Origin of the sequence: Thioalkalivibrio sp. ARh3, from assembly GCF_000377265.1 — a bacterium.
In the GTDB taxonomy this organism is placed as follows: Bacteria; Pseudomonadota; Gammaproteobacteria; order Ectothiorhodospirales; family Ectothiorhodospiraceae; genus Thioalkalivibrio; species Thioalkalivibrio thiocyanoxidans.
This window is the reverse complement of sequence record NZ_KB897955.1, coordinates 1-15,000: the sequence shown is the minus strand read 5'-3', so window position 1 is coordinate 15,000 and position 15,000 is coordinate 1. Positions and strand designations below refer to the sequence as shown.

Genomic DNA, 15,000 nt, shown 5'->3' with positions numbered 1-15,000 from the left:
GAGATCATCGGGCAGCGTGTTCTTCTGGAAGCGGGCGACGAACGCGGCCTGGGCCTGCTCGCCTCTCCCCGGCCCATGGAACCGATCCACCAGTTCGCGACCGAGCTCGAACTTGATATCACGCGGATTGCGCTCGCCCGCCTCGGCGGCACGCCGGGCGGCTCGCACTTCGTCCATGGGGCGGAGACTGAGCAACTCGTAGTAGCGCCACATGAGTTCATCGGAGATCGACATCAGCTTGCCGAACATGTCATCCGGGGTGTCCTGTACGGCAATATAGTTGTCGAGCGACTTGCTCATCTTCTGGATGCCATCGAGGCCTTCAAGGATGGGCATGGTCAGGATGACCTGGGGGGACATGCCCTCCTGCTTCTGCAATTCGCGCCCGACCAGCAGGTTGAACTTCTGGTCGGTCCCACCGAGTTCGACATCCGCCTTCAGGGCGACCGAGTCATAACCCTGGATCAGCGGGTACAGGAACTCGTGGATCGCGATCGGCTGGTGATCGTGGTAGCGCTTGTGAAAGTCGTCGCGCTCGAGCATCCGAGCCACCGTGTGGCGGGAAGCGAGCTGCACCATGCCCGCCGCCCCGAGCGGTTCCATCCAGGTCGAGTTGAAGACCACCTCGGTGCGCTCGGGGTCCAGAATGCGAAACACCTGCTCGCGATAGGTCGCGGCGTTGCGTTCGATGTCCTCGGAGGAAAGCGGCGGACGAGTGGCGTTCTTGCCAGAGGGGTCTCCGATCCGCCCGGTGAAGTCGCCGATCAGGAAAATGATGTGATGACCGAGGTCCTGCAGCTGCCGCAACTTGTTGATGAGCACGGTGTGGCCGAGATGCAGGTCCGGGGCGGTGGGATCGAAGCCGGCCTTGATCCGCAGCGGACGCCCCTCTTTCAGGCGTTCGCGCAGCTCCTCCTCCAGCAGGATCTCGTCTGCTCCGCGGCGAAACACCGCCAGTTGTTCTTCCAGTTCGATCATCTCTTGTGCCCTTGGCGGATCCCGCGCAGGGGCCTGGCCTGCGAAGGGTAACGTTCCGCTCTAGAATGCTGGGTTCGCTACAAACGCACCCCCACGGGGCGCGCAAAGGGCGCAAGGATACCGTGCACCCCGCAACGAAGCGAGATGACTCCGCCACCGGAACAGGAACGCATACGGATGACCCAGCGGTTGATTGGATTGATGTCCGGCACGAGCCGGGACGGTGTGGACGCGGTCCTGGTCGAGATCGACGAAACGGGCCCGCTGCGCACCACGGGGCACTGCCACCTGCCTTACCCGGACTCGCTGGAAGGGGATCTCGCGGCTGCCGCGACCACCGAGACCCTGCGCTTCGAAGACCTGGGCACCCTGGATGCCCGGGTCGGGCTGTTCCTCTCCCGCGCTGTTCAACAACTCCTGGAATCCTCCGGCCTGCAGGCTGCGGACATCCTGGCGATCGGCTCGCACGGGCAAACAGTCCACCATGCGCCGGGCGCCGAGCCCGCCTTCACCTGGCAGATTGGCGACCCGTTCCGGATCGCCGAAGCCACCGGCATCGACGTGATCGCGCACTTTCGGCAGCGCGACCTCGCGGCAGGAGGCGAAGGGGCGCCGCTGGCCTGCGCGTTCCATGCAGACTGGCTGGGGCACCCGAGCGAAACCCGGGCGATCCTGAACCTCGGCGGGATCGCGAACCTGACCTGGCTGGAACCGGACCAGCCGGTTCGCGGGTGCGACAGCGGCCCCGCCAACACCCTGCTGGACGGCTGGGCCCACCGACACCTGGGGCAGCCCTACGATGCCGATGGCGCCTGGGCGCGCACGGGACACATCGACCGGCCGCTTCTGGAACAGCTGCTCGCGGACCCGTACTTCCTGCGCCCCGCCCCCAAGAGCACGGGGCCCGAGTATTTCTCGCCCCACTGGCTTCGCCAGGTCGGCGGCGAACGGATCGACCGCCTGAACGCGGAGGACATCCAGGCCACCCTGGTCGAACTCACGGTGGAAGGGGTACGTCTGACGCTCGAATCCCTGCGCACATCCGCACCGCATCGCGTTATTGTCTGCGGTGGCGGCGCCCACAACGGCTACCTGATGGAACGGCTGCGAAGCCAGCTCGCCGGCAGCACAGTCGAGACCTCCGAACGCCATGGCATACCGCCCCAGCAGGTGGAGGGTGCCGCCTTTGCCTGGCTGGCGTATCGGCATCTGCGCGACGAAGCCGGCAACCTGCCGGAGGTTACGGGGGCCCGAGGGCCGCGTATCCTTGGCTGCCGGATCCCCGGCCGCGCGCCTGGCCCTGCATCGAGACAGGCATGAAAAAGGGCCCGACCGAAACGGCCGGGCCCTGGCAGTACGGAAACGGCTCTGCCGGTCAGACCGAGAAGCTGGACCCGCAACCGCAGGTGGTCGTGGCATTCGGATTGCGAATCACGAACTGCGCACCTTCCAGGCCTTCGGTGTAGTCGATCTCGGCACCCACAAGGTACTGAAAACTCATCGGATCGATCAGCAGCGTCACCCCGCCGTTCTCGACCACGGTATCGCCGTCGCCAACCGTCTCGTCGAAGGTGAAGCCGTACTGGAAGCCGGAGCAACCACCACCGCTGACGAACACCCTCAGCTTGAGGTTGTCGTTGTTCTCCTCCTCGATCAGCCCCTTCACCTTGCTCGCCGCGGCATCGGTGAAGATCAGCGGGCTCGGGATCTCCATGTCCATATCCGCCTCGGTATTGGGTGTCATGGCTTCGGACATTGGGTGCCTCCTGTAAGAATCATTTTCATTCACGCTACGGAATACTGACCGCCAGCGTCAAGAATACCCCACGAATGATGCTGGGCCATCCTCACGAAGAGGCAACCTGCGGCGCGCTGTGGTCCGCAAGCTCCTCCAATTCGCCCTGCAAGGGCTCCTCCATTCGTTCGAGCTGACCGTCGATACTCGCGCCCTCGGTGATCTGAAGACTCTTGTAATACAGATGCCCGTGCAGCCGTGCGGTCGCGCCGAGCTCGACGTACTCACTCATGTGCATATCACCGCGCACCTCGCCATTCACCACCAGGTGGGGCACCATCACCTGCCCTTCGACCACACCCTGGGGTGCCACCATCAGCACCGCGGAGGGGTCGCTCGGCGCACGGATACTGCCGACCACGCGGCCCTCGACATAAAGCCCGCCACTGAATTCCAGCTCGCCGCGCACCACAGCATTCTCCCCGATCATGGTGTCGACCCGGCGTGTGCGCTTGTTGCCACGCCCCTTCTTGCGTCCGATCATGCCCCTTCTCCCGCCATACGATCCCACTCTCCGCGCTTCGTCACCGCGTCGGGACCATCCTCGTCTTCCGGCTCCACCCTAACGACTACAGCTTCCGGGGTGAAACCCTCCGGCAACACGACCCGCACGCGCGCATTGCGCAGCAGGCGGAACCCCTCGATGTCGCGTTCCTGCTCCACACCCAGGTCTTCGTGATCGAGGGTTATTTCCTCGTCGTCCCCCTCGAAACGCCCGACAATCTCCAGCGACCAGCGCACATCCAGCGACCGATTCAATCCCGGCCGATAGACCTGGAACACCACATCCCAGACGCCGGACTGTCCCGTCGACTGCAGCGCCAGATCCCGCAGCCCCAGACTCGCGTCGTCATTGTTCTCCGCCAGTCGTTCGTAGAAGGCCACCTCGTCCCGCAACCGCGCGAGCTCGGCTTCCTGACGCTCAACATCCTCGCGGTAGGCATCGATCTCGGTCTCCAGCAGCGACAGCCGCCGCAGCGCTCGCTGCTGCTCGGCCTCTGCCTGCCGGCGCGCCTCGACCTCCTGCTGCAGCTCGTCCGTCAGGGCATCGATACGCATCTGCGGATCAATCACGACCTCGTCCGGCCAGTGCATCCACAACCAGCCGCCGATCCCGGCCACCAGCAGAAAAGGCGCCAGCAGCAACGCGCCCAGCCCCCAGCGCCGCCGACGCTGGCGCACCGGCCGCGGCGGCGGGATCCGGGGACGGCGCCGCGGCACCGGTGTCGGAAGCTTGGACATTAATCAGTATTTCCCTCAGGGGAAGACCGCCAGCTCGCGCAACCCCTCGTCCTCCGGGCAATCGAACATGAGGTTCATGTTCTGCACGGCCTGCCCGGCCGCACCCTTGACCAGGTTGTCGATCACCGACAGCACCACCAGACGATCGGAGTGCGGCGGCCGTGCCACCGCGACCCGGCAGCGGTTGGTCCCCCGCACGCTGGCCGTCTCGGGATGCGACCCCGGCGGCAGGACGTCGACGAACGGCTCGTTGGCGTAGCGTTGTTCGAAGCAGGTCTGCCAGTCGGTCTCGGCTTGTCGCGGCCGCAGATAGAGGGTCGCATGGATGCCGCGCGTCATTGGCACCAGGTGCGGCTGGAAGATCAGCCCGACCTCGCCGCCGACCACACCGCTCAGGGTCTGGTGAATCTCCGGCCAGTGCCGGTGCCCGCCGGCCGCATAGGCACGGAAGTTCTCCTGCACCTCGGCAAACAGGCCGCCCACATGGGCCTTGCGCCCCGCACCGCTGACGCCACTCTTGGCATCCGCGATCACGTCGGCCGGGTCGACCAGTCCCTGCTCCAGCAGCGGCAGAACACCAAGCGTCACGGCCGTCGGATAGCAACCGGGCACCGCAATCAGCCGCGCCGAACGGATCCGGTCACGATGGATCTCCGGCAGCCCGTAAACCGCCTCGTCGAGATACTCCGGGGCCCCGTGCGCCTGGCCATACCAGTGCGCCCACAGCTCCGGGTCACGTATACGAAAGTCGGCCGACAGGTCGATCACCCGCACCCCGCGCTCCAGCAGCGCACCGGCCATCGCATGTGCCACGCCATGCGGCGTGGCAAAGAACACCACGTCGCACTCGCCCAGCACGTCGGGGTCCGGCTCGCGAAAGACCGCATCCACGGCCCCGCGCAGACTGGGGAACAGATCGGCGACCGCGGTCCCGGCCTCGCCGCGCGAGGTCACCACCGCCAGCTCCGCCGAAGGGTGTCGGGCCAGCAGGCGCAGCAACTCCACGCCGGTGTACCCGGTCGCACCGACAACCCCGATGCGGATAGGTTTGCTATTGGTCGTTGCCGTCATGCTGCGGCATGATACCGGCTTACCACAGAGCACGGAACGAAGGCCCACTCAGGCCAGTCGAATCCGGCGATCATTCGAACCAACAGGGACCCCTGTACCCATGAGCAGCTTTCGTATCGACCGCAAGGCCATCATTGGCGGCATCTTCATCCTGGCCCTGATTGGGGTTGCCCTGGCCATCTGGCTGACCGATGACGGCATGCGCCCGGCGCCGGAATTCACTGCCACGACCCTCGATGGCGAGGAGGTTTCATTGTCGGACTACGAGGGGCGCCCGGTGATGATCTCCTTCTGGGCCACCAACTGTCCGTCCTGCGTGCGCGAGATCCCGAAGCTGATCCACCTGCACGAGACCTACGCCGAGAAGGGCTTCGAGTTGCTGGCCGTCGCCGTCTCCTATGACCCGATCAACCGGGTGGAGTCGATGCGCGAGGACCGCGAGATGCCCTACAAGGTGATCCATGACGCTGAGGACGGCATGTCGCAGGCGTTCGGCGGCGTGCGCCTGACCCCGACCACGTTCGTGATCTCGCCCGGCGGCCGCATCGTCTACCAGAAACTGGGCGATCCGGACTTCGAGCAGATCGAACGCCACCTGCAGCGCTGGCTGTCCTGAGCCAACCACCACCGGCACCCCTGGGAGATCTGAAGCATGGAAGCCTACAACTGGCTGCTCAGCCTGCACGTAATCTTCATGGTCACCTGGTTCGCCGGGCTGTTCTATCTGCCAAGGCTGTTCGTCTATCACGCGATGACCGACGACGCCCTGGGTCACGAGCGCTTCAAGATCATGGAGCGCAAGCTGTTCTACGGGATCATGACGCCCGGCGGGGTGCTGACCATCGCGTTTGGCGGGGCCATGCTGGCCCTGATCCCGGGGTACCTGAACGAGCCCTGGATGCACTTCAAGCTGACGCTGGTGGCGCTGCTGGTGATCTATCACATCTGGTGCGGCTGGATCGTGCGCGACTTTCGGGATGACCTGAACCGTCGCGAACACACCTGGTTTCGCTGGTTCAACGAGTTTCCGGTGCCGATCCTGGTCGGGGTGGTGGTGTTGGTGATCAACCGCTCCATCGAGGATGCGCTGATCGCGATCGGGGTCGTACTGGCGATCTTTGTGCTGGCCGCACTGATCGGGTGGTGGAAGCGCCGGCGCGAGGCCGCCTGACGCAACGACTCAGTTCTTGCCCGCGCGCACCAGCCCGCCTAGCCCGGCCTGCACCAGGGCATTGTTCAGCAGCGAACGAATCTGCTCCGCGTTCTCCAGCATGCGGCACTGGGCCAGCAGCGCCTCGGCGCGATCCGTGGAGAAGCTGCGGATCACCCACTTCACCCGCGGGATCGCGGAGACGCTGACACTGAGGCTGTCGATCCCCATCCCCAGCAGCAGGATCACCGCGGCCGGATCGGCCGCCATCTCGCCGCAGACGCTGACCGGCTTGCCCGCCCGGTGCGCCCCGTCGGTGATGATCTCCAATGCGCGGATGCAGGCCGGGTGCAGGGTGTCATAGAGATTGGCCACGCGCGCGTTGTTGCGATCCACCGCCAGCAGGTACTGCACCAGGTCATTGGTCCCCACCGACAGGAAGTCCACCCGCCGCGCCAGCGTCTCCGACAGATAGACCGCCGCCGGGACCTCGACCATCACCCCGACCTTGGGCATCGGGATCATGAAACCCTCGTCCAGCAGTTCCTCGCGGGCCCGGTTGAGCAGTGTCATGGCCCCCTTCAGCTCGTCCAGCGCCGAGATCATCGGGAACAGGATCTGCAGATTGCCGTGTGACCGGCTCGCCTTGAGCATCGCCCGCAGCTGGGTCAGGAAGATCTCCGGGTGGTCCAGCGAGATGCGGATGCCGCGCCAGCCGAGGAACGGGTTGTCCTCCTTGACCGGGAAGTACGGCAGGGCCTTGTCGCCGCCGATATCCAGGGTCCGCAGGGTCACCGGCATCGGGTCGAATGACGCCAGCACCTGTTCGTAGAGCTGGACCTGCTCCTCCTCCCCGGGGAAGCGGTCGCGGATCATGAACGGGACCTCGGTGCGATAAAGCCCCACACCCTCGGCCCCGGATTCCAGCGACGGCTTGATATCGGCCAGCAACCCGGAGTTCGCCAGCACCGGAACCGCCACGCCGTCGCGGGTGGCCGCCGGGTCCTTGGCCAGCGCCCGCAGGTCCTCGGCCAGCTCGCGCTCCTCGCGCACCAGGCGCTCGAACTCGGTGCGCAACTCCGCATTGGGGTTCACGAACAACCGGCCACGATAGCCGTCGACCAGGATCTCGCGGTTCTCCAGGCGGCCCACCGGCAGTTCCGAGACCCCCATCACCGCCGGGATATTGAGCGCCCGCGCCAGGATCGCGATATGCGAGGAACCGGTGCCCTTGGCGGAGACCATCGCCCCCAGGCGCTCGATCGGCACCTCGGCCAGGTGCGATGCGGTCAGGTCATCACCCACCAGGATGCCGCCATCCGGGAATTCCTCCTGGCTGCGCTCGGCCGGCAGCAGATGCGACAGCACCCGTCGGCCCAGGTCCCGCACATCGGCCGCGCGCTCGCGCAGGTACGGGTCTTCCATGTCGTCGAACACGCGAACGCTCTCGCGCACGGTGTCGCGCAGGGCAGCCGGGGCCCACTGACCGTTGCGAATACGCGCCTCGGTCTTGTGGACCAGGGAATCCGAACCCAGCAACATCAGGTAGGCGTCGAACAACACCTGCTCGTCCGCGCCGAGCGCCTCGCCCATACGCTGCTTGAGATCCTCGATCTCGGTGCGCGTGTCAGCCACCGCCTTGCCGAAGCGCTCGAGTTCCTCGTCGACCCCAACGCCCTCGCGATCCGGGATGGAGTCGAGATCCGCGAGCCGATAGGCGACCACGGCCCGGCCGATCGCGACCCCGGGGGAACCGGCGATCCCGGTCGCCTCGACATTGACGTGCCCGATCAGCGGGGTCTCGGAGGAGATCTCGTCGTTGAATTCCGCGTAGGCGATCGCACCGGCCAGCTGCGCGGCCAGGGTGATCAGAAAGGAGACGTGCTCGTCATCGAACTTGCGTGCCTGGTGCTGCTGCACGACCAGCACCCCCAGCAGGTTGCGCTGGTGGATGATCGGCACCCCGAGAAAGGCCAGGAAGTGCTCCTCGCCGGTCTCCGGGAAATAGCGAAAGCGCGGGTGATCCTGGGCACTGTCCAGGTTGACCGGCTCGGCGCGCGAGGCGACCAGCCCCACCAGGCCTTCGGAGGGATCCATCTCCACATGCCCGATGGATTCCTCGCGCAGGCCCTCCGACGCCATCAGCACCAGGCGGCCCGACTGCGGCGACTTCAGGTAGATGGAGCAGACATCGATATCCAGCGCGGCCTTCACGCGGGTGACGATAATGTGCAGCGCTTCGAAGAAATCAGCGGCGCCATTCACCTCCTGCACCACGCGGCGCAGGACCTCCAGCATCGAGGGGGGATTCGGGTTCGTCAACGTGGCGACACCGGGGAAACCTGTGACGGGGCCTGATCGCTGGCATCACGTCCGTGGACCTTGCGCGGTCGCCGGGCTTCCAGCTCCGGGAACATCAGCGGCACCAGTTCGCACAGCGCGCGGCGATAGACCTGGCGCTTGAAATGCACGACCTCGCGTGCCGGACGCCAGTAGTCGATCCAGCGCCAGTCGTCGAATTCGGGGGTACCCATCGCATCCAGGATCACGTCGCTCTCGTTGCCCATCATCCGTAACAGGAACCAGCGCTGTTTCTGGCCGATGCAGACCGGACGGCGGTGACGCCGCACCATGCGCTCCGGCAGGCGGTAACGCAGCCAGTGCTGGGTATTGCCGAGCACCTCGACATGCTCGGGCAGCAGGCCTGTCTCCTCGCGCAACTCGCGGTACATCGCCTGCTCCGGCGTCTCTTCCGCGCGGATACCGCCCTGGGGAAACTGCCAGGCGTCCTGGCCCACGCGCTTGCCCCAGAACAGCTGGCGCTCCCGATTGCACAGGATGATGCCTACGTTGGCTCTATACCCCTCACAATCAATCACTTGCATCAACCAGACGCTTTCTTCACTGATTGCATTGTTCCACAGCCCGAGGCCCCGCGGCAAAGACCTTGGGAAACGCTGATGAATGTACACACTCGCGTTGGTACCCCAGGTTTTCCGAGGCAAGGTGCGGTGCGCAGCCGGTAGTGGTTCTACCGGCAAGCGGCGCAACGCAGGATCGGGGAACCTGGGGTGCCAACCCCGAAGGGGCTCAGCCGCCCGTTGTTATCAAAAACGGGCGCGGGAACGGCGTTGCGGTTCCCTTGTGCAGAATGACTGCACGGCAGTCACCGCGCCTTGTTCGCACGCAAAAGCGACGAAGCAGCGAGCGTGTACATTAATCAGTGTTTCCCACGCATCCCCCGTGGCAGGACAGGCAAAGCTGCGTGCGAAGTCAGGCCCCGGTAAACTCCCGCCGTCTTCCCAGCGCGACCCCTAATCCGCGGAGCGATCCATGAACCTGGCCCTGTTCGACCTCGACAACACCCTGCTCGCCGGCGACAGCGATCACGCCTGGAACCAGTTCCTGGCCGAGGTGGGCGCCGTGCACCCGACCTGTCACGCCGAGACCAATGACCACTTCTACCAGGAGTATGTCGCGGGGACCCTCGATATCCACGAGTTCTGCCGCTTCGCGTTCAGCCCGCTGGCCGAGCACCCGCGCTCGCAGCTGGAAGAATGGCGGGAACGGTTCATCGAGACGCTGATCCGCCCGATGATCGCCCCCGGGGCTCAGCACCTGCTGGAAAAGCACCGGGTGGCTGGCGACGAGCTGGTAATCATCACCGCGACGAACCAGTTCGTAACCCAGCCGATCGCCGAGATCCTCGGCGTGGATCACCTGATCGCCACCCTCGCGGAAGAGCGCGAGGACGGGGAGTTCACCGGTGAACTGACGGGCGTGCCCTGCTTCCAGGAAGGCAAGATCGAGCGTCTGCGCCAGTACCTCGCGGATCACCCAGACCCCGAGGGCACCATCGCACAGGCCAGCTTCTACAGCGACTCGCGCAACGACATCCCGCTACTGGAACAGGTCGGCCGCCCGGTGGCCGTGGACCCCGACCCGACCCTGGCCGCACATGCCCGCGAACGGGGCTGGCCGGTGATCTCGCTGCGCGAGCCGGAGGGCTCGGTCAGCTGAACAGACCGGCCATCTGGTCCAGGCGCTGGGCGGCCGGGGCATCACCCTTGCCGGCGGCCACGACCGCATCGCGGTAGCCGGTCACGAGCTCCGGCACCACGGCCACCACCTGCTTGCGGCGCAAACGGCCGGCGCCGGTGACCGGCCAGGTCGCGCGGAAGTCGCAGTTGTCCAGCGCGTCGCAGACCCAAAGGCTCCATTCGTGCCGCGTGACATCGATCTCGTGCTGGCGGATCACCAGGCGATAGACGTGCTGGGCATTCATGTCCGCCATGCCCACCCCGGGGCCCACGTGCTCCACCTGCAGCTCGGCGGCGATCCGGTTGATCTCCTGCTCCAGCGCGGCCAGGGCCTGGTCGACCTCCGCATTCAGCGTGCCACCGGCCTTCGCGGCGGCAACCAGGGGGCGGAGGGACTCGACTTCGAACTCGTGGCTCATGCTGCGTACACTCCCGGGATTCATAACTGGAAACGCCCCGGGGGTGCCGGGGCGCGCGCAACCTTACCACGGGAGCCCCCATTCATGAATCATCCCCCGATCGCGCTGACCATTGCCGGCTCCGACCCCGGTGGCGGCGCGGGCCTGCAGGCCGACCTGACCACGTTCACACGCCTCGGGGTGCACGGGGCCACTGCAGTGACCGCAATCACCGTGCAGGACACCCGGAACGTAGTGGACTTCACCGTGCTGCCGCCGGAGCAGCTGCGCGCCCAGATCGAAGTCACCCTCGCGGATCTCGAGGTCGCGGCGGTCAAGATCGGCATGCTCGGCTCGGTGGAGAACGTCACCATCGTCTCCGCGCTGCTGAGCGCGCACCCACACATCCCGGTGGTACTGGACCCGGTGATGGTCGCCGGCGGCGGCGGGGCACTAGCCACCGAGGCGGTGGTCGACGCCACGCGCGAGGCCCTGCTGCCGCGCGCCACGCTGATCACCCCGAACGGACCCGAGGCCGCGCGCCTGGCCCGCAGCGAGGACCCCGCGCAGTGGGGTCACCAGCTGCGCCAGCTGGGCGCGCGCAACGTGCTGGTCACCGGCGGGCACGAGGGCGCCGAGCAGGACCCGATCATCAATCGCCTCTACCGCGAGGACGACCACGTGCGCCCCTTCGAGCTGCCGCGCCACCCGGCCGGCTTCCACGGCTCCGGCTGCACCCTGGCCGCGGCAATCGCCGCCTTCCTCGCCCGCGGCCGCGATATCGAACCGGCCGTGATCGAGGCCCAGGCCTTCATGAACGATGCCATCGCCCGCGGCTATGCCCCCGGCCACGGCCAGCACATCCCCAACCGCCTGTGCCCGCATGACGACTGACAGCCGAGCGCCCCTGCGCGGGCTTTACTTCATTACCCCCGCAGTGCCGGAGGGCGCGGACCCGCGCGCCACCCACCTCGCCCATGCCACGGCTGCACTGCGCGGCGGCGCCAGCCTGATCCAGTTCCGCGACAAGGAGCTCGCGGGCGACGCGCGCGAGGCGATCGCCCGCGAGCTGGTCGCCCTCGCCCACACGCACGGTGCGCGCTGCATCATCAACGACGACACCGAACTGGCCGCGCGCATTCAGGCCGATGGCGTGCATCTGGGCCGTGACGACCCGGACCCGGCCGCGGCCCGCACGCTCCTGGGGCCGAACGCGGTCATCGGGGTCTCCTGCTACAACGAGCTGGCGCGCGCCGAGGCCGCCGCCCGGGCCGGTGCCAGCTATGTCGCCTTCGGCACCCTGTTCGCCTCCCCGACCAAGCCGCAGGCCGCCTATGCCGGGCCGGAGCTGATCCGCCAGGCACGCGCGGCCCTGGACCTGCCGATCTGCGGCATCGGCGGCATCACCCCGGACAACGCGGCGGAGGTGGTCGCGGCCGGGGCGGATCTGGTCGCCGTGATCCAGGGCATCAGCGCCGCGCCCGCCCCGGAGGCCGCCGCCCGGCGCATCAGCACCCTGTTCGACTGACCCCTTTGCACGCGCCCGCGGCCGTCGCTATGGTTGCCGGGCCTATCGAATCCCGAACTCAACGAAAAACAGGACACCGTCATGCAGGAAACCGAGCGTCTGTTCGAGGCCGCCAAGCAGCACATCCCCGGGGGCGTGAACTCCCCGGTCCGCGCGTTCAAGGGCGTGGGCGGCACCCCGATCTTCATGGACCGCGCCAACGGCGCCTACATGTGGGACGCCGACGGCCAGCGCTACATCGACTACATCGGCTCCTGGGGCCCGATGGTCGCCGGCCACGCCCACCCCGAGGTGATCGAGGCGGTGCGCGAGGCCTGCAACAACGGCCTGTCCTTCGGCTGCCCGACCCGGCTGGAAAACGACATGGCCGCGAAGGTCTGCAAACTGGTGCCGTCGATGGACATGGTGCGCATGACCAACTCGGGCTCCGAGGCGACCATGAGCGCGATCCGGCTGGCGCGCGGCTACACCGGGCGCGACCGCATCGTGAAATTCGAGGGCAATTACCACGGCCATGGCGACTCGCTGCTGGTGAAGGCCGGCTCCGGCGCCCTGACCCTCGGCCAGCCGAGCTCCCCCGGCGTGCCGAAGGAGCTGGCCGCACTGACCAGCACCCTGACCTACAACGACCCAGACGGCGTGCGCGCCTTCTTCGCCGAAAAGGGCGACGAGGTCGCCTGCATCATCGTCGAGCCGATCGCCGGCAACATGAACTGCATCCCGCCGGAACCGGGCTTTCTCGAGACGCTGCGCGAGGTCTGTGACCAGCACGGCGCGGTACTGATCTTCGACGAGGTGATGACCGGCTTCCGCGTGTCGAAGAACTGCGCCCAGGGCTATCTCGGTGTGACCCCGGACCTGACCACGCTGGGCAAGATCATCGGCGGCGGCATGCCGGTGGGGGCCTTCGGCGGCAAGCGCGCGATCATGGAACACCTCTCGCCGCTGGGCCCGGTCTACCAGGCCGGCACCCTGTCCGGAAACCCGATCGCGATGACCGCCGGGCTCAAGACCCTGGAGGTCCTGTCCCGTCCGGGCTTCCATGACGAACTGGAGCAGCGCACCAAGAAGGTCGTCGCGGGCTTCGAGGACGCCGCGCGCGAGGCCGGGGTCGCCCTGACCACCAACCAGGTGCCGGGCATGTTCGGCCTGTTCTTCTCGGACCAGAAGGTCACTGACTTCGCCGGCGCCACCGCCTGCGACACCGCCGCCTTCGGCCGCTTCTTCCACGCGATGCTGGGCGAGGGCGTCTACCTGGCCCCCAGTGCCTTCGAGGCCGGTTTCATGTCCAACGCCCACTCGGACGCGGACCTCGACGCCACCGTCGAGGCCGCCCGCAAGTGCTTCAAGGCGCTCTGAGCGCCTGCCCCCTCTCGCCGGGCCGGCCGGCTCCATGCTTGCCGGCTCGGTCCCTGCCTGACACCCCCACCCTCCCAACCGGCTCATGCTCGAGACCCTGACCCAGTCGCCACCAGGGGAACACTGATCAATGTACACGCTCGCGCTCGAGTCGCTTTTGCGTGCGAACAAGGCTCGGCGACTGCCGTGCAGTCATTCTGCACAAGGGAGCCGAAACGCCGTTCCCGCGCCCGTTTTTGATAACAACGGGCGGCCGAGCCCCTTGGGGTTGGTACCCCAGGTTCCCCGATCCTGCGTTGCGCCGCTTGCGGGTAGAACCACTACCCGCTGCACGGCGCGCCTTGTCTCGGAAAACCTAGGGTGCCCACGCGAGTGTGTACATTGATCAGTGCTCCCCTAGGCCTGGGCCTGCTGTTCGTGGCCCTGGGGCTGGTCGCCGGCATCCCGGCCGGGATGTTCGGCATCGGCGGCGGGCTGATTCTGGTGCCGGTGTTCGTCGCGATCTTCAGCCTGCTGGCGTTCGACTCGGCCAGCCTGGTACAGCTCGCGGTCGGCTCCTCGCTGGGCGCCATCATCCCCACCGCGATCCTGTCGGCCCGCGCCCACCACCGCCGCGGCGGGGTAGACGGCACGGCTGTGCGCCGCCTGCTGCCCGGCATCATCGTCGGGGCCCTGCTCGGGGCCTGGCTGGCCACACGCATCGACTCCGACCACCTGGGGCGCATCTTCGGCGCCTTCGAGGTCGCGATCGGGATCTGGATGCTGGTGAACGTTCAGCCCCCGAAGGCGCCCATACCCCGACGCAGCGTATGGCTGGGCGGCGGCACCGTGATCGGGGCCGTCTCCTCGCTGATCGGCATCGGCGGCGGCACGCTGACCACCCCGTTCCTGGTCAGCCAGGGGCTGGAACTGCGCCGCGCGATCGGCTCGGCCGCGGCCCTCGGCGTGCCCATCTCCATCGGCGCGAGCCTGGTGTTCGCCCTGCCACAGTGGACCGATCCGACCTACCAGGCGCCTGAGTGGGCGCTGGGTTACCTCTATCTGCCGGCCATCCTCGGCGTGGTCGTCGGCACGGCCATCAGCGTACGTGCGGGTGTCTGGCTGGCGCACTATCTGCCGGTGGGCGTCCTCCGACGCGGCTTCGCCGGCGTGCTGATCCTCGCCGGCATCCTGATGCTCCTGCGATAGCCCGTACTCCTCAGCGGTCACCCCGCGCACGCCCGAATGGTTGCGCGCCTTCGTCTTACTGGTTGATAGCTGGGCCTGGTTCGTCGTCGGTGTTTTCGGTGGCTTCGGCCGACCGCCTGCCATGCGCTGTCTCGCCAGCGCGCCGCGAGGTACTTTCTTGCTTGCCCAAGAAAGTACCCAAAGAAGGGCACCCGGATTCCGCCCGGGGACCTTGCTCCAGGGCCCTCGGGCCGGCGGCGCTGAAACTCGCT

General features: G+C 67.0%; 16 protein-coding genes (1 of these 16 only partly in view). 8 read left to right on the top strand and 8 right to left on the bottom strand.

The genetic code is table 11. The features are described 5' to 3' along the window. A protein-coding gene (tyrS, locus tag C995_RS0112940) for a tyrosine--tRNA ligase (protein ID WP_018865345.1) crosses the window boundary here: on the bottom strand, positions 1 to 978 show its 5' portion. The gene continues 231 nt to the left of window position 1, outside the view; only the first 978 of its 1,209 coding nucleotides appear in the window; the start codon lies at positions 976 to 978; its stop codon lies beyond the left edge, outside the window. A gap of 177 nt (positions 979 to 1,155) precedes the next feature. Between tyrS and C995_RS0112935 the strand changes: the two genes are divergently transcribed. Further along, positions 1,156 to 2,298 (top strand): anhydro-N-acetylmuramic acid kinase, encoded by a 1,143-nt coding sequence (locus C995_RS0112935; RefSeq protein ID WP_026279121.1) that lies wholly within the window; start codon positions 1,156 to 1,158, stop codon positions 2,296 to 2,298. Positions 2,299 to 2,353: 55 nt separating this feature from the next. On the opposite strand, the gene erpA is transcribed toward C995_RS0112935, so the two are convergent. From erpA to argC, 4 genes are all read right to left on the bottom strand, one after another. After that, entirely contained in the window at positions 2,354 to 2,734 is a 381-nt protein-coding gene (gene erpA / locus C995_RS0112930) for an iron-sulfur cluster insertion protein ErpA (RefSeq protein ID WP_018865343.1), read from the bottom strand. A 91-nt stretch (positions 2,735 to 2,825) separates the two neighbouring features. After that, the gene (locus tag C995_RS0112925) at positions 2,826 to 3,257 is read right to left on the bottom strand and encodes a polymer-forming cytoskeletal protein (RefSeq protein ID WP_018865342.1); all 432 of its coding nucleotides are present in this window, start codon (positions 3,255 to 3,257) and stop codon (positions 2,826 to 2,828) included. Beyond that, positions 3,254 to 4,015 carry a DUF6776 family protein gene (locus tag C995_RS0112920; RefSeq protein WP_018865341.1) on the bottom strand — a complete coding sequence of 254 codons (762 nt, stop codon included), beginning with the start codon at positions 4,013 to 4,015 and terminating at the stop codon, positions 3,254 to 3,256. The genes C995_RS0112925 and C995_RS0112920 overlap by 4 nt, the downstream gene beginning before the upstream one ends. A gap of 15 nt (positions 4,016 to 4,030) precedes the next feature. Beyond that, positions 4,031 to 5,086 (bottom strand): N-acetyl-gamma-glutamyl-phosphate reductase, encoded by a 1,056-nt coding sequence (argC, locus tag C995_RS0112915; protein WP_026279119.1) that lies wholly within the window; start codon positions 5,084 to 5,086, stop codon positions 4,031 to 4,033. A 100-nt stretch (positions 5,087 to 5,186) separates the two neighbouring features. On the opposite strand from argC, the gene C995_RS0112910 reads away from it, so the two are divergent. Further along, the gene (locus C995_RS0112910) at positions 5,187 to 5,702 is read left to right on the top strand and encodes a peroxiredoxin (RefSeq protein ID WP_018865339.1); all 516 of its coding nucleotides are present in this window, start codon (positions 5,187 to 5,189) and stop codon (positions 5,700 to 5,702) included. Between the two features lie 36 nt (positions 5,703 to 5,738). Further along, entirely contained in the window at positions 5,739 to 6,257 is a 519-nt protein-coding gene (locus tag C995_RS0112905) for a CopD family protein (RefSeq protein ID WP_018649256.1), read from the top strand. 9 nt (positions 6,258 to 6,266) lie between these two features. Here the strand turns inward: C995_RS0112905 and ptsP are convergent, their stop codons facing one another. Then, positions 6,267 to 8,534, bottom strand: coding sequence for a phosphoenolpyruvate--protein phosphotransferase (ptsP, locus tag C995_RS0112900; protein WP_018865338.1), 2,268 nt, complete (start codon positions 8,532 to 8,534; stop codon positions 6,267 to 6,269). A 20-nt stretch (positions 8,535 to 8,554) separates the two neighbouring features. After that, positions 8,555 to 9,121, bottom strand: coding sequence for an RNA pyrophosphohydrolase (locus C995_RS0112895; protein ID WP_018865337.1), 567 nt, complete (start codon positions 9,119 to 9,121; stop codon positions 8,555 to 8,557). 448 nt (positions 9,122 to 9,569) lie between these two features. Here C995_RS0112895 and C995_RS0112890 point away from each other — a divergent pair, with 448 nt between their 5' ends. Continuing rightward, complete coding sequence (locus C995_RS0112890; protein WP_018865336.1) at positions 9,570 to 10,256, top strand: HAD family phosphatase; 687 nt, start codon at positions 9,570 to 9,572, stop codon at positions 10,254 to 10,256. Here the strand turns inward: C995_RS0112890 and C995_RS0112885 are convergent. Then, complete coding sequence (locus C995_RS0112885) at positions 10,249 to 10,695, bottom strand: hypothetical protein (RefSeq protein WP_018865335.1); 447 nt, start codon at positions 10,693 to 10,695, stop codon at positions 10,249 to 10,251. The two genes, C995_RS0112890 and C995_RS0112885, sit on opposite strands and share 8 nt — an antisense overlap. Before the next feature lie 84 nt (positions 10,696 to 10,779). Here C995_RS0112885 and thiD point away from each other — a divergent pair, with 84 nt between their 5' ends. The 4 genes from thiD to C995_RS0112865 all read left to right on the top strand — a co-directional run bounded on the left by thiD (position 10,780) and on the right by C995_RS0112865 (position 14,749). After that, complete coding sequence (gene thiD, locus C995_RS0112880; protein ID WP_018865334.1) at positions 10,780 to 11,568, top strand: bifunctional hydroxymethylpyrimidine kinase/phosphomethylpyrimidine kinase; 789 nt, start codon at positions 10,780 to 10,782, stop codon at positions 11,566 to 11,568. Then, entirely contained in the window at positions 11,558 to 12,202 is a 645-nt protein-coding gene (gene thiE, locus C995_RS0112875; RefSeq protein WP_026279118.1) for a thiamine phosphate synthase, read from the top strand. The genes thiD and thiE overlap by 11 nt, the downstream gene beginning before the upstream one ends. Before the next feature lie 81 nt (positions 12,203 to 12,283). Continuing rightward, positions 12,284 to 13,561: a glutamate-1-semialdehyde 2,1-aminomutase gene (gene hemL / locus C995_RS0112870; protein ID WP_018865332.1), complete on the top strand. Its 1,278-nt coding sequence runs from the start codon at positions 12,284 to 12,286 to the stop codon at positions 13,559 to 13,561. A gap of 372 nt (positions 13,562 to 13,933) precedes the next feature. Continuing rightward, positions 13,934 to 14,749 carry a sulfite exporter TauE/SafE family protein gene (locus tag C995_RS0112865; RefSeq protein ID WP_196800158.1) on the top strand — a complete coding sequence of 272 codons (816 nt, stop codon included), beginning with the start codon at positions 13,934 to 13,936 and terminating at the stop codon, positions 14,747 to 14,749. Positions 14,750 to 15,000: the final 251 nt, after the last annotated feature.

Bases quoted from the DNA above. Each gene is read 5' to 3' on its own strand.
- thiD (WP_018865334.1), top strand. From the start codon at position 10,780: ATGAATCATCCCCCGATCGCGCTGACCATTGCCGGCTCCGACCCCGGT.
- thiE (WP_026279118.1), top strand. From the start codon at position 11,558: ATGACGACTGACAGCCGAGCGCCCCTGCGCGGGCTTTACTTCATTACC.
- C995_RS0112895 (WP_018865337.1), bottom strand. From the start codon at position 9,121: ATGCAAGTGATTGATTGTGAGGGGTATAGAGCCAACGTAGGCATCATC.
- C995_RS0112885 (WP_018865335.1), bottom strand. From the start codon at position 10,695: ATGAGCCACGAGTTCGAAGTCGAGTCCCTCCGCCCCCTGGTTGCCGCC.
- argC (WP_026279119.1), bottom strand. From the start codon at position 5,086: ATGACGGCAACGACCAATAGCAAACCTATCCGCATCGGGGTTGTCGGT.
- C995_RS0112920 (WP_018865341.1), bottom strand. From the start codon at position 4,015: ATGTCCAAGCTTCCGACACCGGTGCCGCGGCGCCGTCCCCGGATCCCG.
- C995_RS0112890 (WP_018865336.1), top strand. From the start codon at position 9,570: ATGAACCTGGCCCTGTTCGACCTCGACAACACCCTGCTCGCCGGCGAC.
- C995_RS0112935 (WP_026279121.1), top strand. From the start codon at position 1,156: ATGACCCAGCGGTTGATTGGATTGATGTCCGGCACGAGCCGGGACGGT.
- hemL (WP_018865332.1), top strand. From the start codon at position 12,284: ATGCAGGAAACCGAGCGTCTGTTCGAGGCCGCCAAGCAGCACATCCCC.
- C995_RS0112905 (WP_018649256.1), top strand. From the start codon at position 5,739: ATGGAAGCCTACAACTGGCTGCTCAGCCTGCACGTAATCTTCATGGTC.
- erpA (WP_018865343.1), bottom strand. From the start codon at position 2,734: ATGTCCGAAGCCATGACACCCAATACCGAGGCGGATATGGACATGGAG.
- C995_RS0112910 (WP_018865339.1), top strand. From the start codon at position 5,187: ATGAGCAGCTTTCGTATCGACCGCAAGGCCATCATTGGCGGCATCTTC.
- ptsP (WP_018865338.1), bottom strand. From the start codon at position 8,534: ATGCTGGAGGTCCTGCGCCGCGTGGTGCAGGAGGTGAATGGCGCCGCT.
- C995_RS0112925 (WP_018865342.1), bottom strand. From the start codon at position 3,257: ATGATCGGACGCAAGAAGGGGCGTGGCAACAAGCGCACACGCCGGGTC.